The sequence below is a fragment of the Bradyrhizobium elkanii WSM2783 genome (assembly GCF_000472865.1).
GTDB lineage: Bacteria > Pseudomonadota > Alphaproteobacteria > Rhizobiales > Xanthobacteraceae > Bradyrhizobium > Bradyrhizobium elkanii_A.
Window position 1 is genome coordinate 76,400 of sequence record NZ_AXAP01000010.1, and the last position, 22,692, is coordinate 99,091.

General features: G+C 63.4%; 17 protein-coding genes. 12 read left to right on the forward strand and 5 right to left on the reverse strand.

Features of this window, described 5'->3' with window-relative positions:
• Window positions 1–104: 104 nt before the first annotated feature.
• Genes YY7_RS0111820 through YY7_RS0111835 form a run of 4 tightly spaced genes read left to right on the forward strand, consistent with a single transcriptional unit; the run spans window position 105 to window position 2,813 of the window.
• Window positions 105–287, forward strand: a complete 183-nt coding sequence (locus YY7_RS0111820) for a DUF4089 domain-containing protein (RefSeq protein ID WP_028163418.1) — start codon at window positions 105–107, stop codon at window positions 285–287.
• A gap of 7 nt (window positions 288–294) precedes the next feature.
• A complete protein-coding gene (locus YY7_RS0111825) occupies window positions 295–1,686 on the forward strand; it encodes an AtzE family amidohydrolase (RefSeq protein WP_028163419.1) in 1,392 nt (463 codons plus the stop codon).
• Between the two features lie 3 nt (window positions 1,687–1,689).
• Window positions 1,690–2,088, forward strand: coding sequence for an oxalurate catabolism protein HpxZ (hpxZ, locus tag YY7_RS0111830; protein ID WP_028163420.1), 399 nt, complete (start codon window positions 1,690–1,692; stop codon window positions 2,086–2,088).
• The gene (locus YY7_RS0111835; RefSeq protein WP_028163421.1) at window positions 2,085–2,813 is read left to right on the forward strand and encodes a GntR family transcriptional regulator; all 729 of its coding nucleotides are present in this window, start codon (window positions 2,085–2,087) and stop codon (window positions 2,811–2,813) included. Before hpxZ ends, YY7_RS0111835 begins: the two co-directional genes overlap by 4 nt.
• A 125-nt stretch (window positions 2,814–2,938) precedes the next feature.
• Here the strand turns inward: YY7_RS0111835 and atzF are convergent, their stop codons facing one another.
• On the reverse strand, window positions 2,939–4,732 hold the full coding sequence (atzF, locus tag YY7_RS0111840; protein WP_028163422.1) for an allophanate hydrolase: 1,794 nt from the start codon (window positions 4,730–4,732) through the stop codon (window positions 2,939–2,941).
• A 341-nt stretch (window positions 4,733–5,073) separates the two neighbouring features.
• Here atzF and YY7_RS0111845 point away from each other — a divergent pair, with 341 nt between their 5' ends.
• Complete coding sequence (locus YY7_RS0111845; RefSeq protein WP_035689928.1) at window positions 5,074–6,936, forward strand: feruloyl-CoA synthase; 1,863 nt, start codon at window positions 5,074–5,076, stop codon at window positions 6,934–6,936.
• Window positions 6,937–6,950: 14 nt separating this feature from the next.
• Here the strand turns inward: YY7_RS0111845 and YY7_RS0111850 are convergent, their stop codons facing one another.
• Together YY7_RS0111850 and YY7_RS0111855 are read right to left on the reverse strand one after the other, a co-directional pair.
• Entirely contained in the window at window positions 6,951–7,475 is a 525-nt protein-coding gene (locus tag YY7_RS0111850) for a MarR family winged helix-turn-helix transcriptional regulator (RefSeq protein WP_028163424.1), read from the reverse strand.
• A 67-nt stretch (window positions 7,476–7,542) separates the two neighbouring features.
• The gene (locus tag YY7_RS0111855) at window positions 7,543–8,817 is read right to left on the reverse strand and encodes an NAD(P)/FAD-dependent oxidoreductase (RefSeq protein WP_028163425.1); all 1,275 of its coding nucleotides are present in this window, start codon (window positions 8,815–8,817) and stop codon (window positions 7,543–7,545) included.
• Between the two features lie 479 nt (window positions 8,818–9,296).
• On the opposite strand from YY7_RS0111855, the gene YY7_RS0111860 reads away from it, so the two are divergent.
• The 5 genes from YY7_RS0111860 to YY7_RS0111880 all read left to right on the forward strand — a co-directional run bounded on the left by YY7_RS0111860 (window position 9,297) and on the right by YY7_RS0111880 (window position 14,033).
• Window positions 9,297–10,469, forward strand: a complete 1,173-nt coding sequence (locus tag YY7_RS0111860; RefSeq protein ID WP_028163426.1) for an ABC transporter substrate-binding protein — start codon at window positions 9,297–9,299, stop codon at window positions 10,467–10,469.
• A gap of 224 nt (window positions 10,470–10,693) precedes the next feature.
• A complete protein-coding gene (locus tag YY7_RS0111865) occupies window positions 10,694–11,611 on the forward strand; it encodes a branched-chain amino acid ABC transporter permease (protein WP_028163427.1) in 918 nt (305 codons plus the stop codon).
• Complete coding sequence (locus YY7_RS0111870; protein ID WP_028163428.1) at window positions 11,608–12,555, forward strand: branched-chain amino acid ABC transporter permease; 948 nt, start codon at window positions 11,608–11,610, stop codon at window positions 12,553–12,555. Before YY7_RS0111865 ends, YY7_RS0111870 begins: the two co-directional genes overlap by 4 nt.
• Complete coding sequence (locus tag YY7_RS0111875; RefSeq protein ID WP_028163429.1) at window positions 12,548–13,327, forward strand: ABC transporter ATP-binding protein; 780 nt, start codon at window positions 12,548–12,550, stop codon at window positions 13,325–13,327. Before YY7_RS0111870 ends, YY7_RS0111875 begins: the two co-directional genes overlap by 8 nt.
• Window positions 13,320–14,033 (forward strand): ABC transporter ATP-binding protein, encoded by a 714-nt coding sequence (locus tag YY7_RS0111880; RefSeq protein WP_028163430.1) that lies wholly within the window; start codon window positions 13,320–13,322, stop codon window positions 14,031–14,033. Before YY7_RS0111875 ends, YY7_RS0111880 begins: the two co-directional genes overlap by 8 nt.
• Window positions 14,034–16,149: 2,116 nt before the next feature.
• Here the strand turns inward: YY7_RS0111880 and YY7_RS0111895 are convergent.
• Together YY7_RS0111895 and YY7_RS51420 are read right to left on the reverse strand one after the other, a co-directional pair.
• Window positions 16,150–17,010 (reverse strand): DMT family transporter, encoded by an 861-nt coding sequence (locus YY7_RS0111895; RefSeq protein WP_028163432.1) that lies wholly within the window; start codon window positions 17,008–17,010, stop codon window positions 16,150–16,152.
• An 89-nt stretch (window positions 17,011–17,099) separates the two neighbouring features.
• Window positions 17,100–17,714, reverse strand: coding sequence for a TetR/AcrR family transcriptional regulator (locus tag YY7_RS51420; RefSeq protein WP_035689933.1), 615 nt, complete (start codon window positions 17,712–17,714; stop codon window positions 17,100–17,102).
• 1,508 nt (window positions 17,715–19,222) lie between these two features.
• Here YY7_RS51420 and YY7_RS0111910 point away from each other — a divergent pair.
• Window positions 19,223–20,905: a beta-(1-6) glucans synthase gene (locus tag YY7_RS0111910; RefSeq protein WP_245287259.1), complete on the forward strand. Its 1,683-nt coding sequence runs from the start codon at window positions 19,223–19,225 to the stop codon at window positions 20,903–20,905.
• A gap of 17 nt (window positions 20,906–20,922) precedes the next feature.
• Window positions 20,923–22,404 (forward strand): GH1 family beta-glucosidase, encoded by a 1,482-nt coding sequence (locus tag YY7_RS0111915; protein ID WP_028163434.1) that lies wholly within the window; start codon window positions 20,923–20,925, stop codon window positions 22,402–22,404.
• Window positions 22,405–22,692 lie beyond the last annotated feature (288 nt).

The window sequence follows — 22,692 nt, forward strand, 5'->3', positions numbered from 1 at the left end:
AACAGGCACGCAGGCTTTCCCGGCGCTCGATAAAACAGATGAGGTTGTGATTCGATCCAAGTCATCGGATCGTGGTTGCGTTGAGATCGTCGGGTGGGAGAGTCATGGCTGCCGACAAGCTGGATGACTATATCGACGCCGTGGCAACGGCGATGGGGCTGCCGGTCGAGGACGCCTGGCGGCCGGCGGTTCGTGCCAATCTCGAGGTCTCGCTGAGACTGGCACGGATGGTGGACGAATTCCCGCTGCCTGACGAGACCGAGCCGGCCAGTGTCTACTCCGCCTGATAGCGCAATGACCGATCAATCCTTGTCCGCCGCCGACATCGCACAGGCCGTCGCCGCGCGAAAGCTCTCCGCGCTGGAAGCAACCGAGGCGGCGCTCGCCCGCATCGCCAAGCACGACTCCGTGCTCAACGCCTTCACCGACATCACCGCCGATCGCGCCCGCGCCAAGGCCAAAGCCCTTGATGCAGCGATTGCGGCCGGCCAGACCGTCGGCCCGCTCGCGGGCGTGCCCTTCGCGGTGAAGAACCTGTTCGACGTGCAGGGCCTCTCCACGCGCGCCGGATCGAAGATCAATCGCGATCTGCCGCCGGCCGCGCGCGATGCGACGCTGATCGAGCGGATGGAAGCAGCCGGCGCCGTGCTGGTCGGCGCGCTCAACATGGGCGAATACGCCTATGACTTCACCGGCGAGAACGTGCATGACGGTCCGTCGCGCAATCCGCACGATCCGACGCGGATGACGGGCGGCTCCTCGGGCGGCTCCGGCGGTGCGGTCGGCGGCGCCCTGGTGCCGATCGCGCTCGGCTCCGACACCAATGGCTCCATCCGCGTGCCGTCGTCCTTCTGCGGTATCTTCGGTCTGAAGCCGACCTATGGCCGGCTGTCGCGCGCGCGTTCTTTTCCGTTCGTCGCGAGCTTTGATCATCTCGGGCCGCTGGCGCGAAGCGCAGGTGACCTCGCATTATCCTATGACGCGATGCAAGGACTGGATCCTGATGATGCCGCCTGCAGCCCGCGACCGGTCGAGCCCGTTGTGCCACAGCTTGCGCGAGGCATCCGTGATCTCCGCATCGCCATTGCCGGCGGCTATTTCCAGCAGAACGTCTTTCCGGAGGCGGTTGAAGCCGTCGGCCGCATCGCCAAGGCGCTCAACGCGACGCGTACGGTCGAAATTCCGGAAGCCGCGCGTGCCCGCTCGGCGGCCTACGTCATCACGACCACGGAAGGCGCTTCGCTGCACCTCGATCGCCTGCGCACGCGGCCGAATGATTTCGATCCCGCGGTGCGCGATCGCCTGATCGCAGGCGCGATGATCCCGGCGCCTTACGTCGACAAGGCGCAGAAGTTCCGCCGCTGGTACCGCGAAAAGGTGCTGGAGCTGTTCAAGACGGTCGACGTGATCCTGGCTCCGGCAACGCCCTGCGTGGCGCCAAAGCTTGGGCAGGTGAACTTCACGCTCGATGGTGTCGAACTGCCGGTGCGCGCCAATATCGGCATCCACACCCAGCCGATTTCGTTCATCGGCCTGCCGGTGGTGGCCGTCCCGGTTCCGCTTCTGCCGATGCCGATCGGGGTGCAGATCATCGCCGCGCCCTGGCGCGAGGACATCGCGCTGCGGGTTGCCTACGCTCTGGAGCAAATGGGCGCGGCCGCCGCGCCGTCGCCGCGAGGAATCTAGCGAATGGAAATCGATCTGCCCGACGTGCTTGCCGAAGTGACCGCGCAGTTTGAGCGCTACGAGAAGGCGCTGGTGTCGAACGACGTCGCCGTGCTGGATGAGCTGTTCCGCAACGACAAGCGGACGCTGCGCTACGGCATGGGCGAGAATCTCTATGGCTATGAGGCGATCATGGCGTTCCGCGCCGGACGCTCGCCAGCCGGGCTCAATCGCCGGACCGACAGGACGGTGATATCGACCTACGGCCGCGACACCGCGGTCGCGTCGACCCTGTTCTATCGCGACTCCGCACCTGGCAAGGTGGGGCGGCAGATGCAGACGTGGATACGCTTCCCCGAGGGCTGGAGAATCGTTGCCGCCCATGTCAGCATCATCGACGAACCGAAGGATCCGAAGACATGAGTCTGGACGACCTTCCGCGTCGCCCTGCCGCCGCCGGACCGGACATGCTGGTTCGTCGCGTCGACCGTCCGTCTCCGCAACAATCCAAGATCACGCGTGCCGAGGAGCTGCGCCTGCAACTCGCCGACGAGATTGTGCGCGGTGCGCTCGGACCGGGCTCGCCGCTCGACGAATCCGATATCGCGCGTCGCTTCAATGTCTCGCGCACGCCGGTGCGCGAGGCGCTGCGCCAGCTTGCGGCGAGCGGCCTGGTCGAAGCGCGCGCCCATCGCGGCGCGGTGGTGGCGCGGCCGTCGGTCGAACGGCTTACCGGCATGTTCGAGGCGATGGCGGAATTGGAAGCGCTGTGCGCGGGGCTCGCCGCGGAGCGGATGACGGCTGCTGACCGGCATGCGCTCGAAGCAGTGCATGAGGAATTGCGCGTGCTCAGCTACACCGGCAATCCCGAGCGCTTTCACGAGGTCAACGAGCGCTTCCACAACACGATCTATGCCGGCTCGCACAACGATTATATCGCCGAGATGACACTGGCGACACGGGTCCGGGTGCAGCCGTTCCGCCGCGCCCAGTTCCGCAATCTCGGACGATTGGCAAAATCGCATGCCGAGCACGACCGCGTCGTGGTCGCAATCCTGCGCGGCGACAAGACCGGCGCCGCCGCCGCCATGCGCGCCCACATCACATTGGTACGCGGCGAATACGAGATCTACTCGGTGTCGGTGTAATCACGCCTATTGGTTCTGTCATTCCGGGGCGCGCGAAGCGCGAGCAGGGAATCCATTCATCCACGTCGTCTGCGGTCCGATGGATTCCGGGCCTGCGCCTTCGGCGCATCCCGGAATGACGGCTGTTATGCGGTAGCCGTCTCCGCCACGAACGCGCGCCAGCCGCCGAAGGCGGAGATGTCGCGTGCGCCGTTGATCGCCGCCGGCTCCACGATAAAGCCCTTCACCTCGCGCCCGTCCGCGAGGCGGATGGTGCCGATCGAGAGCGGCGGCGGGATCGCAGCGACGAACTTGCCGAAGGATGCCGGCGAGAGCGCCCAGAGTTCGAGCTTGATCGATGCGCCGCTGCCCGCCTCGACGCGCAGCATCCCGGGTTTCGGCGGCGTGGTGCCGAGCGCATAGAGCTTGTAGTCCGGCGCGGTCGTGGTCTCCTCGAGCAAACGTCCGTCGAGCGCGCGCAACTCGCCGTTCAGCGCCATGCCGGACAGGTGCGCGCCGACCACAGCAATCGGAATGTCCTCGCCGCTTGACGGCGGTAGCGGAGCGAGCAGCGGCTGCGGCAGCGACTTCGCGCCGATCGGCAGCTTTGTATCGGCATGGAAGACGCGGCCGATGCTGGCAAGCAGCGCGTCGCGGCCGGCCGGCGCCAGCAGTGTGATGCCGAACGGCGCGCTGTCTGGCCGCATCGCCGAGGGCAGCGCGAGGCCGCAGAGGTCGAGCAGGTTGACGAAATTGGTATAGGTGCCGAGCCGGCTGTTGAGCTCGATCGGATTGGCCAATACCTGCGCGGTGGAATAGACCGTCGGCGCCGTCGGCAGCACGATCGCGTCCATCGAGGCGAAGGCGCGCTCGGCGACCCGGCGCAGTGCCTGCAGCCGATAGAGCGCGGCAAAGGTTTCGGCGGCGGTGAGCCGCGCGCCGGCCGCGGTGATCTCGCGCGTGACCGGGTGGATCGACTCCGGCGACGAGGCGAGCAGATCGCGGATCACCAGATAGCGCTCGGCAACCCACGGGCCTTCGTAGAGCAGCCGCGCGGTCTCGTAGAACGGCTCGAGGTCGAATTCGACCAGCGTCGCGCCGAGCGCGGCCCAGCGCTCGATCGCCTCGGCATAAAGCTGCTCCGACTGGCGGTCCCCGAAGAAGATCAACTGCCCTTTGCGGGGGACACCGAGCCGAAGCTTGGCCGGCAACTCCGTCATCTCGCCAAGCGGCCGCTCGCGCGAGAAAGGATCGGCGCCATCAGTGCCGGCCATCACCTTCAGCGCGGTCATGGCGTCGTCGACGGTGAGCGAGAACACCGAAATGCAATCGAGCGTACGGCAGGCCGGCACCAGGCCCGCGGTCGAGATCAGTCCGAGGCTTGGCTTCAGCCCGACGATATTGTTGAGCATCGCCGGCACGCGGCCGCTTCCCGCGGTATCCGTGCCCAGCGCCAGCGGCACCAGTCCGGCGGAGACCGCAACCGCCGATCCCGAGCTCGATCCGCCCGGAATGAGGTCGTCGCGGACTGGATTCTTCGGGATCCCGTAGGGCGAGCGCACGCCGACCAGGCCGGTCGCGAACTGGTCGAGATTGGTCTTGCCGATGATGATGGCGCCGGCCGCGCGCAACCGCGCGATGGCAGTCGCGTCATGCGTCGGCCTATAGGAGAAGGCTGGACAAGCCGCCGTGGTCGACATTCCCGCGGCGTCGATATTGTCCTTCACCGCGACTGGCACGCCATAAAGCGGCAGGCGCGCGGCGTCCTTGCCGGCCAGCGCCTCGGCTTCGGCTTGCGCGTCTTTCTCGGCGCGCAGGGTGATGAAGACGGCGGGATCGCCATGGTCGTGGATGCGCTGAAAACTGCGCGCGACCGTTTCCGCAGGCGTCATGGTGCCGGCGCGGTGCGCAGCAAGGATCTCAGCGACGGTTTCAGTCACGTGGTGCCTCGTCCATTTGGTCGGCCGATCTCCGTCACAATCGACGGCGCCCGGCCTGACAAAACCCAAGCCCACCGAAGCAAGCGATGTGCCATTGTGTACATTTGCAGTATTGGGGTGCTTGCGGAAATCGGGCTGTAATCTCCGTGACTTAAGTCCCCCGCGGAGAACTGGCAAAAGCGCGCAACGACGACCGGTTGCGATGCTCTGCCCAATTTTTGGGCGCAGTACCGCAAGCTTTGCGATCCTCTATCCGCGGCGTGCGGCGACATTGCCTGATCGCGGGATAGTCGCGTAGAGCAGAGCCAGCCCCAGCAAAGAGGGCGTGTGAGGAAGCCCCAATGACCTTAGCCGTCGCTCGCCGCGATGATCCCGAAATGCTGTTTGCCGTGCCCGCGATCGTTGCCGATCGGCGGAACGACGGCAGCATCATCGTGAGATCGACCGTGCCCCTGCGCGAAGGTGCGCGCTGCGTCGGCGACTGGCTGGAGCATTGGGCGAGGCTGACGCCGGACCGGGTCTTCCTCGCCGAGCGCGCCGATGTCGAGGCGCCCTGGACCACCATCAGCTATGCCGATGCCCTGCGGCAGGTGCGTTCGCTTGCCTCCTGGATCCTTGGGCAGGGTCTCGGCGTCGAACGTCCGGTGATGATCCTCTCCGATAACAGCATCGACCATGCGCTGCTCGCGCTCGCCGCCCAGCATGTCGGCGTGCCCTCGGCGGCGATCTCGCCGGCCTATTCGCTGATGTCGAAAGATTTCGACAAGCTGAAGTGCATGGTCCGGCTGCTCGAGCCCGGCGCGATCTATGTTTCCGCCACCAGGCCGTTCGCGGCGGCGCTTGCCGCGGTCAAGCCGCTGCATACCGCGAGCATCATCAGCGGCAATGCCGACGACAGTGACGCCATTTCGTTCAGTGCCGTCGCGGCTACGCCGGAGACCGCGGACGTGGAAAAAGCCTTCGCAGCGGTGACGCCGGACACCATTGCAAAATTCCTGTTCACCTCGGGGTCGACGGGCGCGCCAAAGGCCGTGATCAACACCCAGCGGATGCTGACCTCGAGCCAGCAGGCCAAGGCCCAGACCTGGACCTTCCTCGATACAGTGCGCGATGATCTCGTGATCCTGGACTGGCTGCCCTGGAGCCACACCTTCGGCGCCAACCACAATTTCAACCTCGTGCTGCGCAACGGCGGCACGCTTTATATCGATGGTGGCAAGCCGGCGCCCGGCCTGTTCGCGACCTCGCTCGCCAATCTGCGCAGCGTGGTGCCGACGGTCTATTTCAACGTGCCGCGCGGTTTCGACATGCTGATCGCGGCGCTTCAGGGCGATGACGCGTTGCGGCGGAAATTCTTCGGCGAGGTGAAGTTCGCCTTCTATGCCGGCGCGGCGCTGCCGCAAAATCTCTGGGACGCGCTGGAAGAATTGTCCATGAAGACGGTCGGCCGTCGGCTTCCGATGGTGTCAGCCTGGGGCTCGACCGAGACGTCGCCGCTCGCGACCGACTGCCATTTCCTGGCGGAGCGTTCCGGCAATATCGGCGTGCCGGTCCCGGGCACCGAATTGAAGCTGGTCGCCTCCGGCGACAAGCTCGAGGTGCGCGTGCGCGGCCCCAATGTCACGCCGGGCTACTGGAAGGCGCCGGAGCTGACGGCGCAGGCGTTCGACGAGGAGGGCTTTTACCGGATCGGCGATGCCGTGAAGTTTGCCGATCCGGAACAGCCTGAGCGCGGGCTGTTCTTCGACGGCCGCGTTGCCGAGGATTTCAAGCTCAATTCCGGCACCTGGGTCAGCGTCGGCACGCTGCGCGTCGCCGGCATCGCCGCACTGGCGCCGCTCGCGCAGGACATCGTCATCACCGGTCATGGCGGCGACGAGGTGCGCTTCCTGGTCTTCCCCAATATCGCCGCCTGCCGCGCGCGGGCCGGGTTGCCTGACAGCGCCGATGTTTCCGATGTGATCGGCCATGAAATGATCCGCGGCGCGATCGGGCAGGGTCTTGCAAGACTGAAGGCGCAGAGCGGCAACTCCTCCGGCCATGCCGCGCGCGCGCTGTTGCTTGCGGAGCCCGCCTCCGTCGACGGCGGCGAGATCACCGACAAGGGCTACATCAACCAGCGCGCGGTGCTGACGCGCCGCGCCGGCGCGGTAGCGGTACTGGACGATGATGCTTCGCGTGAATGGATCGCCTGCGCCGGCTGACACCGGGCCTGGAGTCAGGAGCCGGTTCGGCCGGTGACGGCGCTGAGATTGTTGTGCAACCGCCGCAACAAGTCGATCAGCACTTCGCGCTCGTCCTTGCGCAGGCAGGACAACAGCCGACGCTCGCGATCGAGCGCGGCGACGATGACCTTGTCATGGATCGCGCGGCCTCTGGCCGTCAGCGTGATCGAATGGCTGCGGCCGTCGTTCGGGTTGGCGCGGATCGCGACCAGCCCGCGCTTCTGCAACAGCGCCAGCGTCCGGCTCACCGGTCCCTTGTCGAAGCCGATGATGTGGCAGATGCGCGAGGCGGGGATGCCCGGCTCGATCGCGAGCTGCGACATGATCCGCCACTCCGTGACATTGACGCCGAAATGACGCTGGTAGAACGAGGTGGCGCTGTTGGAGAGCTTGTTGGCAATGAAGGTGACGAAGCCCGGCACGTAGCGATCGAGGTCGAGTGTCGGGCCGGAATTGACAGAAGCAGCTTGCGCAGCTCTCGGCCGGCGCGGCTTCCTGGGGGAGGTTTCAGTGCTCATATTTCAATCATCGCTGCGGGGTCGCTGCCCGCAATAAGGACGTTCCAGCGGTTCTTTTTGGTTAAAGTTATCGCGCCACCTTGCTGCTGCCTTGCGTGATCAGCCGGGCCGCGCGCTGGTCGCGGGCGTGAATCCAGAGCCAGCTCAGCGCGACGCTGAGGCGGTGTCGGATACCGATCAGAAAGTAGATGTGGGCGATGCCCCAGATCCACCAGGCGATGGCGCCGCGCAGCTTGAGCCAGCCGAAATCGATCACGGCGAGCCGCTTGCCAATCTGGGCGAGGCTGCCCTGGTGCTTGTAGCGGAATGGCGGCAGCGTGCGGCCCTCGAGCCGCGCCCTGATCAGCGATGCGACATAACGCCCTTCCTGCTTCGCCGCCGGCGCGATGCCGGGCACCGGCTTGCCGTCGGGGCCGGCGATCGTGATGGTGTCGCCGATCGCAAAGATGTCGGGATGGCCGGGGACGGTGAGGTCGGGATTGACCTGCAGCCGGTAGGCGCGGTCGGCAGGGGCGTTCAGCCATTCGGCGGCGCGCGAGGCGCGCACGCCGGCAGCCCAGATGATGGTCCGCGCCTCCAGCCTCTTGCCGCCATAAACCACGCCGTCGGCATCGCATTCGGTGACCGGCGCGCCCAGCATCACCTCGACGCCGAGCTTTTCCAGCGAACGCTGTGCGTAGGTCGAGAGATCGTCGGGAAAGCCCGCGAGCACCCGCGAGCCCGCCTCGATCAGCACGACGCGGGTCTTGTGGGTGTCGATGTTGCGGAAGTCGGGCGCCAGCGTGTCGCGTGCGAGGTCGGCGATCGTGCCGGCCATTTCGACGCCGGTCGGTCCGGCGCCGACGATGACGAAGGTGAGTAGCGCCGCGCGCCGCGCCGGATCGGTCTCGCGCTCGGCGCGCTCGAAGGCAACGAGGATGCGGCGCCGCAGCGTGGTGGCATCCTCGAGCGTTTTCAGGCCCGGTGCGAACGGCTCCCATTCGTCGTGGCCGAAATAGTCGTGGCGTGCGCCGGTCGCCAGGATCAGCGTGTCGTAGGGGACGCTGTCGCCATCATCGAGCACGACACGCTTGCCTTCGGTGTCGATGCTGTTGACGTTGGCGAACAGCGTCGTCACCTCGCGGCGGTCGCGCAGCAGGTAGCGGATCGGCCAGGCGATCTCGGAGGTCGCCAGCGAAGCGGTTGCGACCTGATAGAGCAGCGGTTGGAACAGATGATGGTTGCGGCGATCGATCAAGGTAATCTTCACCGGCGCGCCGGCGAGCCCAAAGGTCGCCTCCAGGCCGCCAAATCCGGCGCCGACAATCACCACGTGATGCGGATCTTTCGGCGGCGTCGTCATCGAATATGGCCCCAGGGTTCTCGGTATCTCCGTGCGAATTATGTATTAATTCGCGCAGTCGTTCCAAGGCGCTTCTTTCTAATCGCACGATAGCGAAAGCGTGTGGGATCAGCCCTTTCGCGGTGCCGTCGCCGTGAGCATCAGGCTATTGAACAGTGCGCCGGCCAGCGAAAGTGTCGGGGCTATTGCGCCAGCCAGTGGGGCCGGCAACAGCTCCAAAAACTGCGACAATGGTTGCCCGCGCAACCGGCACTATAATTCTTGCCAGCCTCGCATTTTACGAATTATGGTGCAGATCAGGCGCAAGCATGCGCCGAAGGTTCTAAACGCCGCCTTCGGTTCGCGCTTGCTGCCCGGTCAGGATTCCGCGCACAAAACACGTCACCTAAAAAGGGAGTGACGGGGGCACGGACAACGCTGCCGGACGGTTCACCCGCCTGGCGGGTCGGTTGGAATGGTTGAGGAGGAGGGGAGTGAACATGAAAACGTCATTTTGGCTGGCGGGCGTCACCGCGCTGGCGCTGGCCCAGCCCGCATTGGCGGCTGACACCATCAAGATCGGCTTTGTCTCGACTTTCAGCGGTCCGACCGCCGTCATCGGCAACGATATGCGGAACTCGTTCGAGCTGGCGCTCGACCATCTCGGCCGCAAGATGGACGGCAAGCCGGTCGAGGTGATCTACGAGGACGACCAGCAGAAGCCCGACATCGGCAAGCAGAAGACCGAGAAACTGGTGCAGTCCGACAAGGTTGACTTCATCGTCGGCTACATCTGGTCGAACGTGCTCCTGGCCTCGCTGAAGACCGCCGTCGACAGCAAGACCTTCCTGATCTCGGCCAATGCCGGCCCGTCGCAGCTCGCCGGCGAACTTTGCTCCCCTTACGTCTTCTCGACCTCCTGGCAGAACGACCAGACGCCCGCCGCCATGGGCCTCTACATGAACCAGAAGGGCGTGAAATCGGTGTTCCTGATCGGGCCGAACTATGCCGCCGGCAAGGACATGCTTGCGGGCGTCAAGAGCACCTTCAAGGGCGAAGTGGTCGGCGAGGAATATACGGTGTGGCCGAGCCAGCTCGATTTCTCCGCCGAGCTGACCAAGGCGCGCAACTCGAAGGCCGAGTCGATCTTCGTGTTCTATCCGGGCGCCGCCGGCGTGCAGTTCCTCAACCAGTATGTGCAGGCTGGCATCAAGCAGCAGATCCCGCTCTACACCGCCTTCACCATCGACGAATTGTCGTTGCCGCTGCAAAAGGAGAACGCGCTCGGCATTCCCGGGGCCCAGGAATGGGTGAACGATTTGCCGAATGAAGAGAACAAGCGTTTCGTCGCCGATTACCGCAAGAAATACGCGAACCTGCGCCCAACCTATTACGGCGCGCAGGCCTATGACGCCGCCCAGCTCATCAACAGCGCGGTGGTCGCGGTGAAGAGCGATTTGACCAAAAAGGACGCGATGAAGGCGGAGATGGAGAAGGCGAACTTCAAGTCGCTGCGTGGTCCGTTCAAATACGGCAACAACCACATCCCGATCCAGAATTTCTACCTGCAGGACGTGGTCAAGGACGCGGACGGTCAGCTATCGCTGAAGACGGTGGCAACCATCGTCGAGAACGACCAGGACCGGTTTCACGACAAGTGTCCGATGAAGTGAAGGTAAATCACCTCGCCCAGCTTGCCGGGAGAGGTCGGATCGCTCTTGCGATCCGGGTGAGGGGGCCTCTCCGCGGGCGCGGTGTTCGTGGAGGCAGCCCCTCACCCCAACGCTCTCAGAGCGAGCTTTCGCTCGTCTCGACCCCGCAAGGGCGGGGCGAGGGAGAAGGCGGCGGCGCATGCGCGCTGCCGCTGTTTTGTTTGTGAGGCTGACTTAAACTTGCGATGTTCCTTCTGATCGAACAACTTCTGAACGGATTGCAGTTCGGCCTGCTCTTGTTCCTGCTGGCGGCAGGGCTCACGCTGGTGTTCGGCATCATGGATTTCGTGAACCTGGCGCATGGTTCGCTCTACATGATGGGCGCCTATTTCGCCGCGACCTTTGTCGGCTGGACCGGCAGCTTCGTGCTTGGCGCGATCCTCGCGCTGGCCGCCACGCTTCTGCTCGGCATTGCCCTCGAATTCGTGGCGCTCAGGCATCTCTATGGCCGCGACCATCTCGACCAGGTGCTGGCGACCTTCGGCCTGATCCTGTTCTTCAATGACATGGTGCGGCTGATCTGGGGGCCGGCGGGCCTTGCGCTGCCGCTGCCGACATGGCTGACCACCCCGGTGCAGCTGCTGCCCGGCGTGTACTATCCGGCCTACCGGCTCTCGATCATCATTGTCGCGCTGCTGGTCGCCGCGCTGCTCTATCTCGTGGTGATGCGCACCCGCATCGGCATGCTGATCCGCGCCGGCGCCTCCAACCGCGAGATGGCCGGCGCCCTCGGCATCAACATCAAGCTGTTGTTCACGCTGGTGTTCGGCCTTGGCGCCGCGCTCGCGGGCCTTGCCGGCTTGATGCAGGCGCCGATCCTGACCGTGCAGATCGGCATGGGCGAGAACATCCTGATCCTCGCCTTCGTCATCATCGTGATCGGCGGCATCGGCTCGATCCGCGGCGCCTTCCTCGCCGCGATCTTCGTCGGCCTGATCGATACGCTCGGCCGCGCCTTCCTGCCGGATCTCCTGCGCAAGGTGCTGAGCGGCGCCGCTGCCTCGACCGCCGCACCCGCTTTGTCTTCGATGCTGATCTATTTGTTGATGGCGATCGTGCTGGTCGTGCGGCCGGAGGGGCTGTTTCCGGCCGCCAAGCGATGAAGTTCAAGCTCAACGCCAGCAACGTCCTCGTGGCGGTGGTTTGCGCCGCGCTTGTCCTGCTGCCGGTCTATTCGGCTGTTACAGGCAACATCTTCATCCTGACGCTGTTCACGCGCATCGTCATCTTTGCGCTGGCGGCTTCGAGCCTGAACCTGATGATGGGTTACGGCGGCATGATGAGTTTCGGCCACGCCGCCTATCTCGGCATCGGCGGCTATGCCGTCGGCATCCTGGCCGCCGAAGGCATCGGCTCCGGCTTCATCCAGTGGCCTGTGGCGCTCGCCGTCTCCGCTTTGTTTGCGCTGGTGATCGGCTCGCTCTCCCTGCGCACCCGCGGCGTCTATTTCATCATGATCACGCTCGCGTTTGCGCAGATGGCCTATTACGTCGCCTCCGCGCTGTCGCGCTATGGCGGTGACGACGGCCTGACCATCTACAAGCGAAGCACCTTCGACGGCCTGATCAATCTCTCGGACCGCACGCAATTCTATTATCTCTGCCTTGCCTGCTTGTTCGGCGGCGTCTACCTGATCTGGCGCATCGTCAATTCGCGGTTCGGCCTGGTGGTGCAGGGCGTACGCTCCAACGAGCAGCGCATGCAGGCGATCGGCTTTCCGGCCTATCGCTACCGGCTGACCTGCTTCGTCATCGCGGGCACGATCTGTGGCCTTGCCGGCGCACTGCTCGCCAACAATACGGATTTCGTCAGCCCGGCCGTGATGTACTGGACCCGCTCCGGCGAACTCATGGTGATGGTGATCCTCGGCGGCATGGGCTGGCTGTTCGGCCCGTTGATCGGCGCGATCGTCTTCCTCGTGCTGGAAGAATTGCTGTCGCAATTCACCGAATATTGGGCGCTGATCATGGGCCCGCTGTTGGTCTTGATCGTGCTGTTCGCGCGTGGTGGCATCATGGGCCTGCTCGGGAGGGTGCGTCGTGGCTGATCCCCTGCTTCGCGTCGACAATCTGGTGCGCCGTTTCGGCGGCATCCTCGCCACCGACAATCTGTCGCTCGAGGTGCCGCGCGGCGAGTTGCACGCGATCATCGGCCCCAACGGCGCCGGCAAGACCACGCTGATCAGCCAGTTGACCGGGCAATTGATGCCGAATTCCGGCACGATCCATTTTGCTGGTCGCGACGTCACGCGGCTGCCGTCCTATCGGCGCAGCCGGCTCGGGCTGGCGCGCTCGTTCCAGATCACCTCGCTCCTCAAGGATTTCACCGCGATCGACAATGTCGCGCTCGCGGCGCAGGCGCATGACGGCCACTCCTTCCGCTTCTGGGGCAACGCGCGCAAGGAGAGGCACCTGCGCGATACCGCGCGTGCGGCGCTGGAACGTGTCGGGCTCGGATCGCGCGCCGATGTCCTGGTCTCCGAGCTCAGCCATGGCGAGCAGCGCGAGCTCGAGCTCGCGGTGGCGCTCGCGACCAAGCCGCAATTGTTACTGCTGGACGAGCCGATGGCGGGCCTCGGCGTCATCGAATCCGCGCGGATGGTCGCCCTGTTGAAGGAGCTGCGCAAGGAATTCACCATCGTGCTGGTCGAGCACGACATGGAAGCGGTGTTCGCACTCGCCGACCGCATCACGGTCCTGGTCTATGGCCGCGTTATCGCCTGCGATACGCCGGATGCGATCCGCCGGCACGAAGAGGTGAAGCGGGCCTATCTCGGCGAGCAGCATGCGGTGACCCGTCAGGGAGACCCAATTGGCTGACACGTTGCTTGAAGTGGAGGGGATCGAGACCTGCTACGGCCTCAGCCAGGTGCTGTTCGGCCTGTCGCTGTCGATCAAGAGCGGCGAGATGGTCGCGCTGATGGGCCGCAACGGCATGGGCAAGACCACCACGATCCGCTCCATCATGGGATTGACCCCGGCGCGATCAGGCGCGATCCGCTTCGCCGGGCAACAGGTGCGTGGCCTGCCCTCCTACAAGATTGCGAAACTCGGCATCGGCCTGGTGCCGGAGGGCCGGCAGATCTTCCCGAACCTGACCGTGCGCGAAAACCTGGTCGCGGCCTCAGGCAATCGTCTGCGCAGCTCGGATCCCTGGACGCTGGAGAAGATCCACGCGCTGTTCCCGCGGCTCGCCGAGCGCGGCAGCAACATGGGCGTCACGCTCTCCGGCGGCGAGCAGCAGATGCTCGCCATCGGCCGCGCACTGATGACCAATCCGAAACTCCTGATCCTGGACGAGGCCACCGAAGGCCTCGCCCCGCTGATCCGCGACGAGATCTGGAGCTGCCTGTCGATGCTGAAGGGGCGCGGCCAGTCCGTGCTGGTGATCGACAAGAACGTCGGAAACCTCGCCCGCATCGCCGACCGACATTACATCATCGAGCGCGGCCGGACCGTGTGGAGCGGCACATCGGAGCAACTGGTCGCCGAGCCCGATCTGCAGCACCGGTATTTGGGCATTTGAGATACGCTAGGCGCCGCGATGTCGGCTCGAAGAAGGTGTCGCTCCAGACCAGCTGCACCGTGTAGCCTGCTTGTTCGACCCGCCGAAGAATAAAAAGGTCATCTCGCATGCTATCCATGGAAGCAGGACGAAAATTATGCATGGCAGCCGTATGGTTGCTGCTCGCGTCGTACTTCTCGGTAGTGGTCGGTTTCGGTTTCGGCACAGATTCTCAGCTAGGCTGCGGGCTGGCGGGTTATTCGTCTCATGTGTGGCTTTCACTGAACGACGAGATAAATGCCGTCAGAACCTCTCTGCCTCGCTACGAATGCGTTTTCGTTTTCTTGAAGTCGTTCAATCTGCTCCTGTCAGGAGCTGCTGCCTTGGTATTCATGGCGATATTCTTACGCAATTTCCGGATGAGTAATACCCTGTTTCGGAGATCGCCATGGCCGTTTGTAGGTTCGTTTCTGTTGGGCGTAGCTTGCTTCGTCCTTGTCCGCTATTACCCAGTCAGCAGTTTTTCCCACCAGTCGCTTCTGAGGTCGATAATGTCGCCCGTTGTTATCTATTTTTTTATGTCAATTGGTCTCTTAGGACCGTTGGTGAAGGACGAGAGTGAGTAAGCAGCAATCGGGAAATCGCATTTGAGACACTGAGGGTCAGGTAGGCCCTCCAAGTTCAGCAGATGCCGGCCGGATGTCCGCTTGGCCGCCAAAGCGGGATGAGAGCGATGACGAAGCTGTGCAGATGATCGACAGCTCGATTTGGTCGATATCAACGCCCACCGGTCTGGATCGCACTGGCAGCCGGTGAGGCCGACCGCCTTGCGCCGGCGCTCGCCGGAAACTCCGCCGTCATTGCGAGCGAAGCGAAGCAATCCATGCCTCTATCTCGGGATTTGAGGCACGGCTTGGCGCCGCGATGTCGGCCCGAAGAAGAGCTCCGTCGCCTACGGCGCTTGTGCGATCCACTGAAGTCGATATCCGCTTCGCGCCCAAAGCGACGGAATTGCTGCGCGGCAGTAAATGACGCAGCGGGCCAGAATTCGACATGCAGGTCCATGCTGCTGCGTGTGCGCAGATGGCGCGATTCTGCTCAACCAAAAGCGGTTATGTGTCGATCTCCGTTCATGAAGATGAATGGAACTCGATGAGATGTTTCGCATGTTATGGCACAAGTAGCCCTTGCGCGCCGGTTTCGCCGAGCGCAGTCTTCCCGAGCGTTTCACGAGAACTTACGGAGGGTGCGACCATGCCAAGGGTCAAGCAGGCTTCGAAGCAGAAACGCGCAACCAAAGGCGCCACCGTGAAGGTGCTGGGTGCCGTCGGACTGGGTCTTTCGCTGGCGGGTAGTGCATCCGCATCCACGATGCCCGCTGCCGGTGTCCCGCAGCCTTACAATACCTCGCCAAATCAGCGCTTCTTTCTCGGCGAGGAGGAAATGGCCGACGTCAGTCTGGCCACGTTCCATCTCTTCGATAGAGAAAACTTTGGTCGCGGCGTGCAGCTGGCGCGCGGCTGCGGCGGTTGCGGGTGCGGCCATGGTGGCGGCGGTTGCGGCGGCGGCCGAGGTTGCGGTGGTGGCGGGTTTGGCGGTGGCCGAGGTTGCGGTGGTGCCGGATTTGTCGGCGGCGGAGGTTGCGGTGGTGGCGGATTTGTTGGCGGCCGAGGTTGCGGTGGTGGCGGGTTTGTTGGCGTCCGAGGTTGCGGTGGTGGCGGATTTGTTGGCGGCCGAGGTTGCGGTGGTGCCAGGTTTGTTGGCGTCCGAGGTTGCGGTGGCTTCCGTGGTTGCCTTGGCTTCCGTGGTTGCGGTTGCGGCGGCTGCGGGTTCAGCGTCGGATTCTATGACGACATCGGGTTCGATGACGACATCGGGTTCGGTGGCTGGGGGTATGGTGGCTGGGGGGTTGGTGGTTGCGCGGGTTGCTGCGCATCCTGGGGGGCGTGCCGCTTGTGCTAAGTCCCACCAAGGACTCTGCCAAGCCGCGATCAGCCTCTCGCTGGTTGCGAGTTTAAGGTCGCCTTCTGTGAAGGGTTTCGGACGCCGGCCGCCGAATATGCCGCGCCGTCAATCATGCGACCGGCATCCGAAACCCTTCACAAACCCGGAAGTCGCCACGACGCGACTTCCGGGTTCAAATCGGTCGAGCGCTCGGTCTTAATTGTGTGATAGCGACGCCGGAGATCGCGAGCAGCCCACCGACAATCAACTTTGGAGTCGTGCGGTCGCCAAGGAATAACACGCTCGAAATCAAGGCGAACACCGGAAGCAGCAGACCGAAGGGTGCGACGCGGCCCATGGAGCAGCGGGCGATCAGCCAGAACCAAAGGCCAAACCCAACAATTCCTCCGATGAAAATCGTGTAGGCGAGTGCCAGCCAACCACGGTGATCCGCTGTGACAAGGCTCGCCAGTTGTCCATACTCAAGGAGCAGCGACATCAACATGACCTGCGGCACCGTGAGCAGGGACGACCACCCCATCAACGCCAGGGGATCAAAAGGGCCGTAGCGTTTCGTCAGGACGTTGGACACCGCGAATGCGAAGGCTGATCCGACCACAAGCAGCAGCGGACGCGCATTTGCCGACAGGCCAGGCTCCGCTGCCAACACGACCACGCCGACGAATGCAAGCACCACTCCGGCGGACGTGGTGAGAGACGGCCTCTCCGCCAGCAGCGGCCAGGCTAACAGCACAGTAAAGGGCGTGGCGAGCTGATATGCGACGGCCGACATGCTTCCCGAGCCGAGCCCAAGGCCAACATAGAAGAGTCCGAAGTTCAGTCCACCAAAGAAAATCGAAATAGCTGCGATCGGGCCGAGCTGTTGCCGCGTGGGCCTCTTGACGAACGGAACCAGCAGCAGCGCGATGGCCAGGAAGCGCAGTGCGAGGAAGAAGAGAGGCGGAAACTCCGTGACGCCCACCTTGATGGCCACGAACTGATAACCCCAGAGCAACGGAACGACCACCGCGCAGACGATCTGGATGGCAGACATGGGCCTCTTCCTTTCAAGACCGATCAGTCTAGATATCGGTGCGCCAATAGCGGAGGCGTCCAAGGGGCGATTACCTGACGAAGGGTTGTTTACTTGATGAAGCGGTCGAGAAGAGCGTCAACGGTGGCTTGCGATGTGATCCGTGCCGGTGCCGTTTTGCCGACCACTCGCAGCCCCTCAACGAAACAGACGAGAATTCGGGCGGCACTTGAAGGCTCAACACCATCGGCCAACTTGCCCGCCGCCTTCGCGCGAGAAAGCGTATCCGCCACCCTGGCCTCCATGGCTTTGAAAAAGCTCGCGATGCGACGGCTAACTTCAGAATCCTGGCCAGCCAGCTCCATGGCTGCGGCCACCAGCAGGCATCCGCGCCGACCATTGGCACCGCTGGTGCGGTCAACGTAGCCGGCAAGGTAGGCCCGCAGGCCGTCGACCGGCTCACTGCGGGGGTCGAGTTCGATATCCATCCTTGTCAGAGCATCGGCAATGTAGCGATCAAGCGCCCGCAAGAAGAGCGAGTGCTTGTCACCGAAAGCCGCGTAAAGGCTGCCACGCGAGAGCTTTGTCGCACGAAGAAGGTCAGGGAGCGCCGTGGCGTGATAGCCGCGCGACCAGAACACACCCATCGCGCGTTCGACAGCGGCTTCCATGTCGAAACTTCGGGGGCGGCCACGGGGCAACTGTGCTGGGGTCTGATGGCTCATTGCCAATATATAGACCAACTGGTCTATAAATCGCAAGTGGCCGCTTTGGGTGATTTTCGACCGAGTAAGCAAACTCTGCCGTCATTCCGGGATGCGTGCGAAGCGCGCGGGCCCGGAATCCATTTGGCCGCAAGCGCCTGTGGTGAAATGGATTCTCGATGCTGTCGCATCGCCCCGGAATGACTGGGGACACATCGCGCAATCCTCTCCTCCGTCATGGCCGGGCTTGACCCGGCCATCCACGTTCTCTCAGGCGCGTGGAAAGACGTGGATGCCCGGGACATCTGCGCGAAGACGCGCTTCGCGCTTTTGCCCGGGCATGACGGCGTCGTATCGTTCGCGCGATTTTCCTTAAGCCAATCAATATGATTTGCCCGGTCCACCCCTCGCAGGAAAAACATTCCGCTTCCGTCGTCGGGCAAATCAGTGATTTAACTCCGCGCGTCTCACGGCGGATGAGGGGCGGCTCGCGATCGTCACGAACGTTGCGGTGAGATGCGGTGGACGTGATGGGTGTGACTGACGAGCACGCACATCACGGACGGCGAAGTCGCGTGGTCCTGGCGCCCCGACGCTGGCGCTAAGCTCGCGAGCAGCAAGAACTGCCGCGGGTGATGGTGGCAAAAAAGCCCGGTCACCAAGGAGAGCACGAAATAAGCCGTAAACCACTGCGCAGGGAAAGCCGGAATGCTTCGGTTGACCTGTGGTCCTACCCCCGTGCTTTTTGTTGCACGGGACCCATGGGTGCAACCGGCACCCGGCTTTCCCTGCGCCCTCTGATATCGAGGAGGGTGGGAAGTAGCGCAAAGCTCGGGCGCAAAACGCGCCGCGAGAATGCGGACTCACATCCTTTCGCTGTTTGACATTTGAATCGTGATCTCTCCCCGCGTCGTCCCGGGCTTGACCCGGGACCCATAACCACAGGTCTTTGTTATGTGCTCCGCTGCAACCGCTTGCTCCCGCCACAACACCTGCCTGTGGTTATGGGTCCCTGCTTTCGCAGGGACGACATCGTAGGATGAGGAGAGCGCCGGCGACTTGTCCGCCGTAGCTCAACGAGCGAAGGCGGAAGCAATCCATTTCTCTGCCTGCTGAGGCATGGATTGCTTCGTGCTAACTCAAACTGCGCGCGGAAGGATCGAGAATGGCAATGCCTGCATAGCGCGCGATCCGCGCGTAGCCAGCGCCGCCGCGCCTGCAATGAACTCGCGTCGCCGCATCAATAGCCATCCCGCACAATCGTCGGGGCCTTCAAGAACGCGCGAAGCCTGCCCATTGCCATTCCTGCGTTTGTAGGCACATGAAAGACACTGCTATACTTCTTCCGTAAATCACGGATGGGGTCTGCCGTAGTTGCGTGCGGCGAATTTGGGGATTTAGCTTTGGCTTGACCGGGCCAGGCTAAAGCATTTGAAACGATGTCTTCAATCGCTTTCTTCAGCGAACTGGATGGTTCCTCGCGCTCCCCTGCGATCGTCGGTTCGGACGCAGCCCGGAGCGCTTAACTGATGCAACTCGATGTTCCCGCCGGATCAAGCCCCAATCGTGCGAGCCGGTTGCCCGGTGGCGCCGCCATAAGATCGCCGCTTAGGGTTGCCGCGCCGCTATGGCTGTTCCTACTGTCCATGTGCATCATTGTCGCGGTTTGGTGCTGGCTGGCGATGCCGGTCCCATTGGGACATGCGCCCGTCGATCTCGCGAAAAAGCTGGATTGTGTTTCCTACGCGCCATTCCGCGGCCACCAGACGCCGTGGAATTCCTCCGCCGTCATCAGCCCGGACCAGATCGCGGAAGATATCGCCGATCTTGCCAGGATCACCAGCTGCATCCGCATCTACTCGGTGGAGAACGGCCTGGACAAGGTGCCGGAGCTTGCCTCAAGGGTCGGGCTGAAGGTGATCCTCGGCGTCTGGATCGGACGCGATCGTCTGAAGAATGCCAGCCTCATTGAAACCGCGGTGTCGCTGGCCAACCAATTTACCGACGTCGTCACCGCCGTCATCGTCGGCAACGAGGTGCTGCTCCGTGGTGAACTGCCCGAGGCGGCCCTTCGCGAGGCCATCCGCTCCACCAAAGGCCGCATCCGCGTTCCCGTGAGCTACGCCGACACCTGGGACTTCTGGCTGCGCTACCCGGAGATCGGCCATGACGTCGATTTCGTGACGATCCACGTCCTGCCCTATTGGGAAGACGTTCCGCCCCGCGCCGAGGAAGCGCCCCAGCATGTGCTCGACGCGCGCAACAAGGTCGCGCTGGCATTTCCCGGAAAGGAGATCTTCATCGGCGAGGCCGGCTGGCCGAGCCGAGGACGCATGCGCGACGGTGCGCTGCCATCGCGCATCAATCAGGCGCGCTTCACCTTCGAGCTGCTCGACAAGGCCAGTCGGGAGAACGTTCGTATCAATTTGTTCGAAGCGTATGACGAGCCATGGAAGCGCCAGTGGGAAGGGACGGTGGGCGCTCATTGGGGCTGGCTCGATGGAGAAAGCCGCCGGCTGAAATATTCACCCGGAGCTGCCGTCAGCAACTATCCGTTCTGGAAGCTGCAGCTCGGCGCTGGCCTGGCTTTCAGCATCGCCATGTTCGTCACGGCGTTGTTGGCGCGCCTGCGCTCGGCTGCGCCAACGGCATTGTCGCGGTGGCTTGCGGTGGCGGCATCCGCCACCGTCGGCGGAATCCTGCTCGGTATCAGCGTCGAGAATGCGCTCCACGAAAGCTACGGCCTTGCCGGGTTGATGCGGCAAGGCTCGTTCTTGATCGCAGCAACGGTTCTGCCGCTCCTGTGCATGAACGCCTTGATGTCGGGCCGCGCGCTCCCGGCGATTGCGGAATTGATCGGACCGCGCGAGATGCGAACACGATCCCTGCCGGCACTGCTTCACGGCGCTGTGCTCCTCCTCACGGCCATGGTCGCAGCGGAAAGCGCACTGGGCTTCATGTTCGACCCGCGGTCGCGCGACTTCCCATTTGCCAGCTTGACCATGGCGGCGGTGCCGATCCTGGTGGTGGCGCTACTGAACCGTCGAAAGCCGGAGGTGCGCGCAACATCCGAGTCGGTATTCGCTGGCCTGTTCGCGGCGGCCGCGGTCTTCATCCTGCTGAATGAAGGCATTCAAAACTGGCAGTCGCTATGGACCGCGGCCGCGTTTGTCCTGCTTGGCGCCGCGCTGTGGTCGTCGCGCGAGCGGTGAATTTTTGGAGTATATCGATGTCGCTGGATGGACTTTCACGGCGTCATTTCGCAACGCTCGCCGGAGCGGCGGCGCTCGGATTGTCGGCCGCGCCGGCCTATCCGGCCGATGCCGGCAAGCCGCAGGGGGTCAGAGCCGCCGGTGAAAATTCGCTGGCCGGCTTTCCGGCCGATTTCCGATGGGGCACGGCGACCTCGGCCTATCAGATCGAAGGAGCCGTCAACGAAGACGGCCGCGGGCCGGCGATCTGGGACGGCTTTGCTCACACGCCCGGCACCATCATCGATCACAGCAATGCGGATGTCGCCGATGATCACTATCGCCTGTACCGCGACGACGTCCAGTTGATGAAGGCGCTGGGAGCCACGGCGTATCGGTTCTCGATCGCGTGGCCGCGCGTCTTCCCGGAGGGGGCAAGCACGCCAAATCCGAAGGGCCTCGACTTCTACGACCGGCTGATTGACGAACTCCTGGCGAACGGCATCGAGCCGTTCGCCACGCTCTATCATTGGGATCTGCCCCAGGCATTGCAGGACCGCTTCGGCGGCTGGATGTCGCGCGACACCGCGAAGGCTTTTGCGGATTACGCGGCCTATGTCGCCGAGCGCCTGACCGATCGCGTCAGCCACATCTTCACCATCAACGAATGTTCGAGGCTCGTTCATCTCGGCCACGGCCTTGGGATCGACGCGCCGGGTTTGAAGCTGCCGCAAGCCGAGTTGAATCAGGTCCGTCACAACGTTGCGCTCGGGCATGGCCTGTCGGTGCAGGCGATCCGCGCGCGTGGGCGGCCGGGGACGAAGGTCGGGCCCGCGGAGAACCTGGTCGTCTGCATACCGGCGATCGACACTCCCGCGCATGTGCGCGCCGCAGAAATCGCGACACGTGAACTCAACGGCGGCTATCTGACCGTGATGCTCGAAGGGCAGTACATCGACGGCTTTCTGGCTCAGGCCGGAAAGGACGCCCCAAAATACACGACCGAAGATCTCCGCATCATCTCGTCGCCGATCGATTTATTGGGGCTGAACATCTACAAGCCCGACCACTACGTGCTGGCGGCGGACAACGAACGCGGCTTCGCCTTGGCGCCGTTTCCCGCATCGTTCCCGCACATGGATGCGGATTGGCTCCGGTTCGGCCCCGAGGCGATGTACTGGGCGCCGCGTCACGCGGCAAAGCTGTGGGGCGTGCGGTCGATCTATATCACCGAGAACGGGACGTCGTCGTCGGACCAACCTGCAGCGGACGGCAACGTCTACGACCTCGATCGGGTGATGTATCTGCGCAACTATTTGCAGCAGCTCCAGCGCGCGACGTCACAGGGAGTGCCCGTGGCCGGGTACTTCCACTGGAGCCTGATCGATAATTTTGAATGGGCGGATGGCTATCAGAAAAGGTTCGGGCTCTACCACGTCGACTTCAAGACGCAACGCCGTACCCCGAAATTGAGCGCTTCATTCTACCGCGAGGTCATCAAGCAAAACGCCGTGGTCTGATACGCCGGACAGGCGTACATAAATGCTTTGATGTCAGCGGCCCAGATGGTGCCGTCCCATTTGCGCAAGGCTCGCGCGGCAGGCGAAGCGGTAAATGATGTTGAAGAAATATGCCAACATGATCGAACTCCGCTGTTGATCATGGAGGGGTAGGTTGACCCCTTATTCTTTCAGGAGATTTTCGTGGCTTGGCAAAATGGTTTCGTTGCGGCGATAGTGGATTTCGTCGGGCGACAATGCACGAAACCGATTCACGCGCGTGTGAGGAATATCGCCGTCATTTGGTGA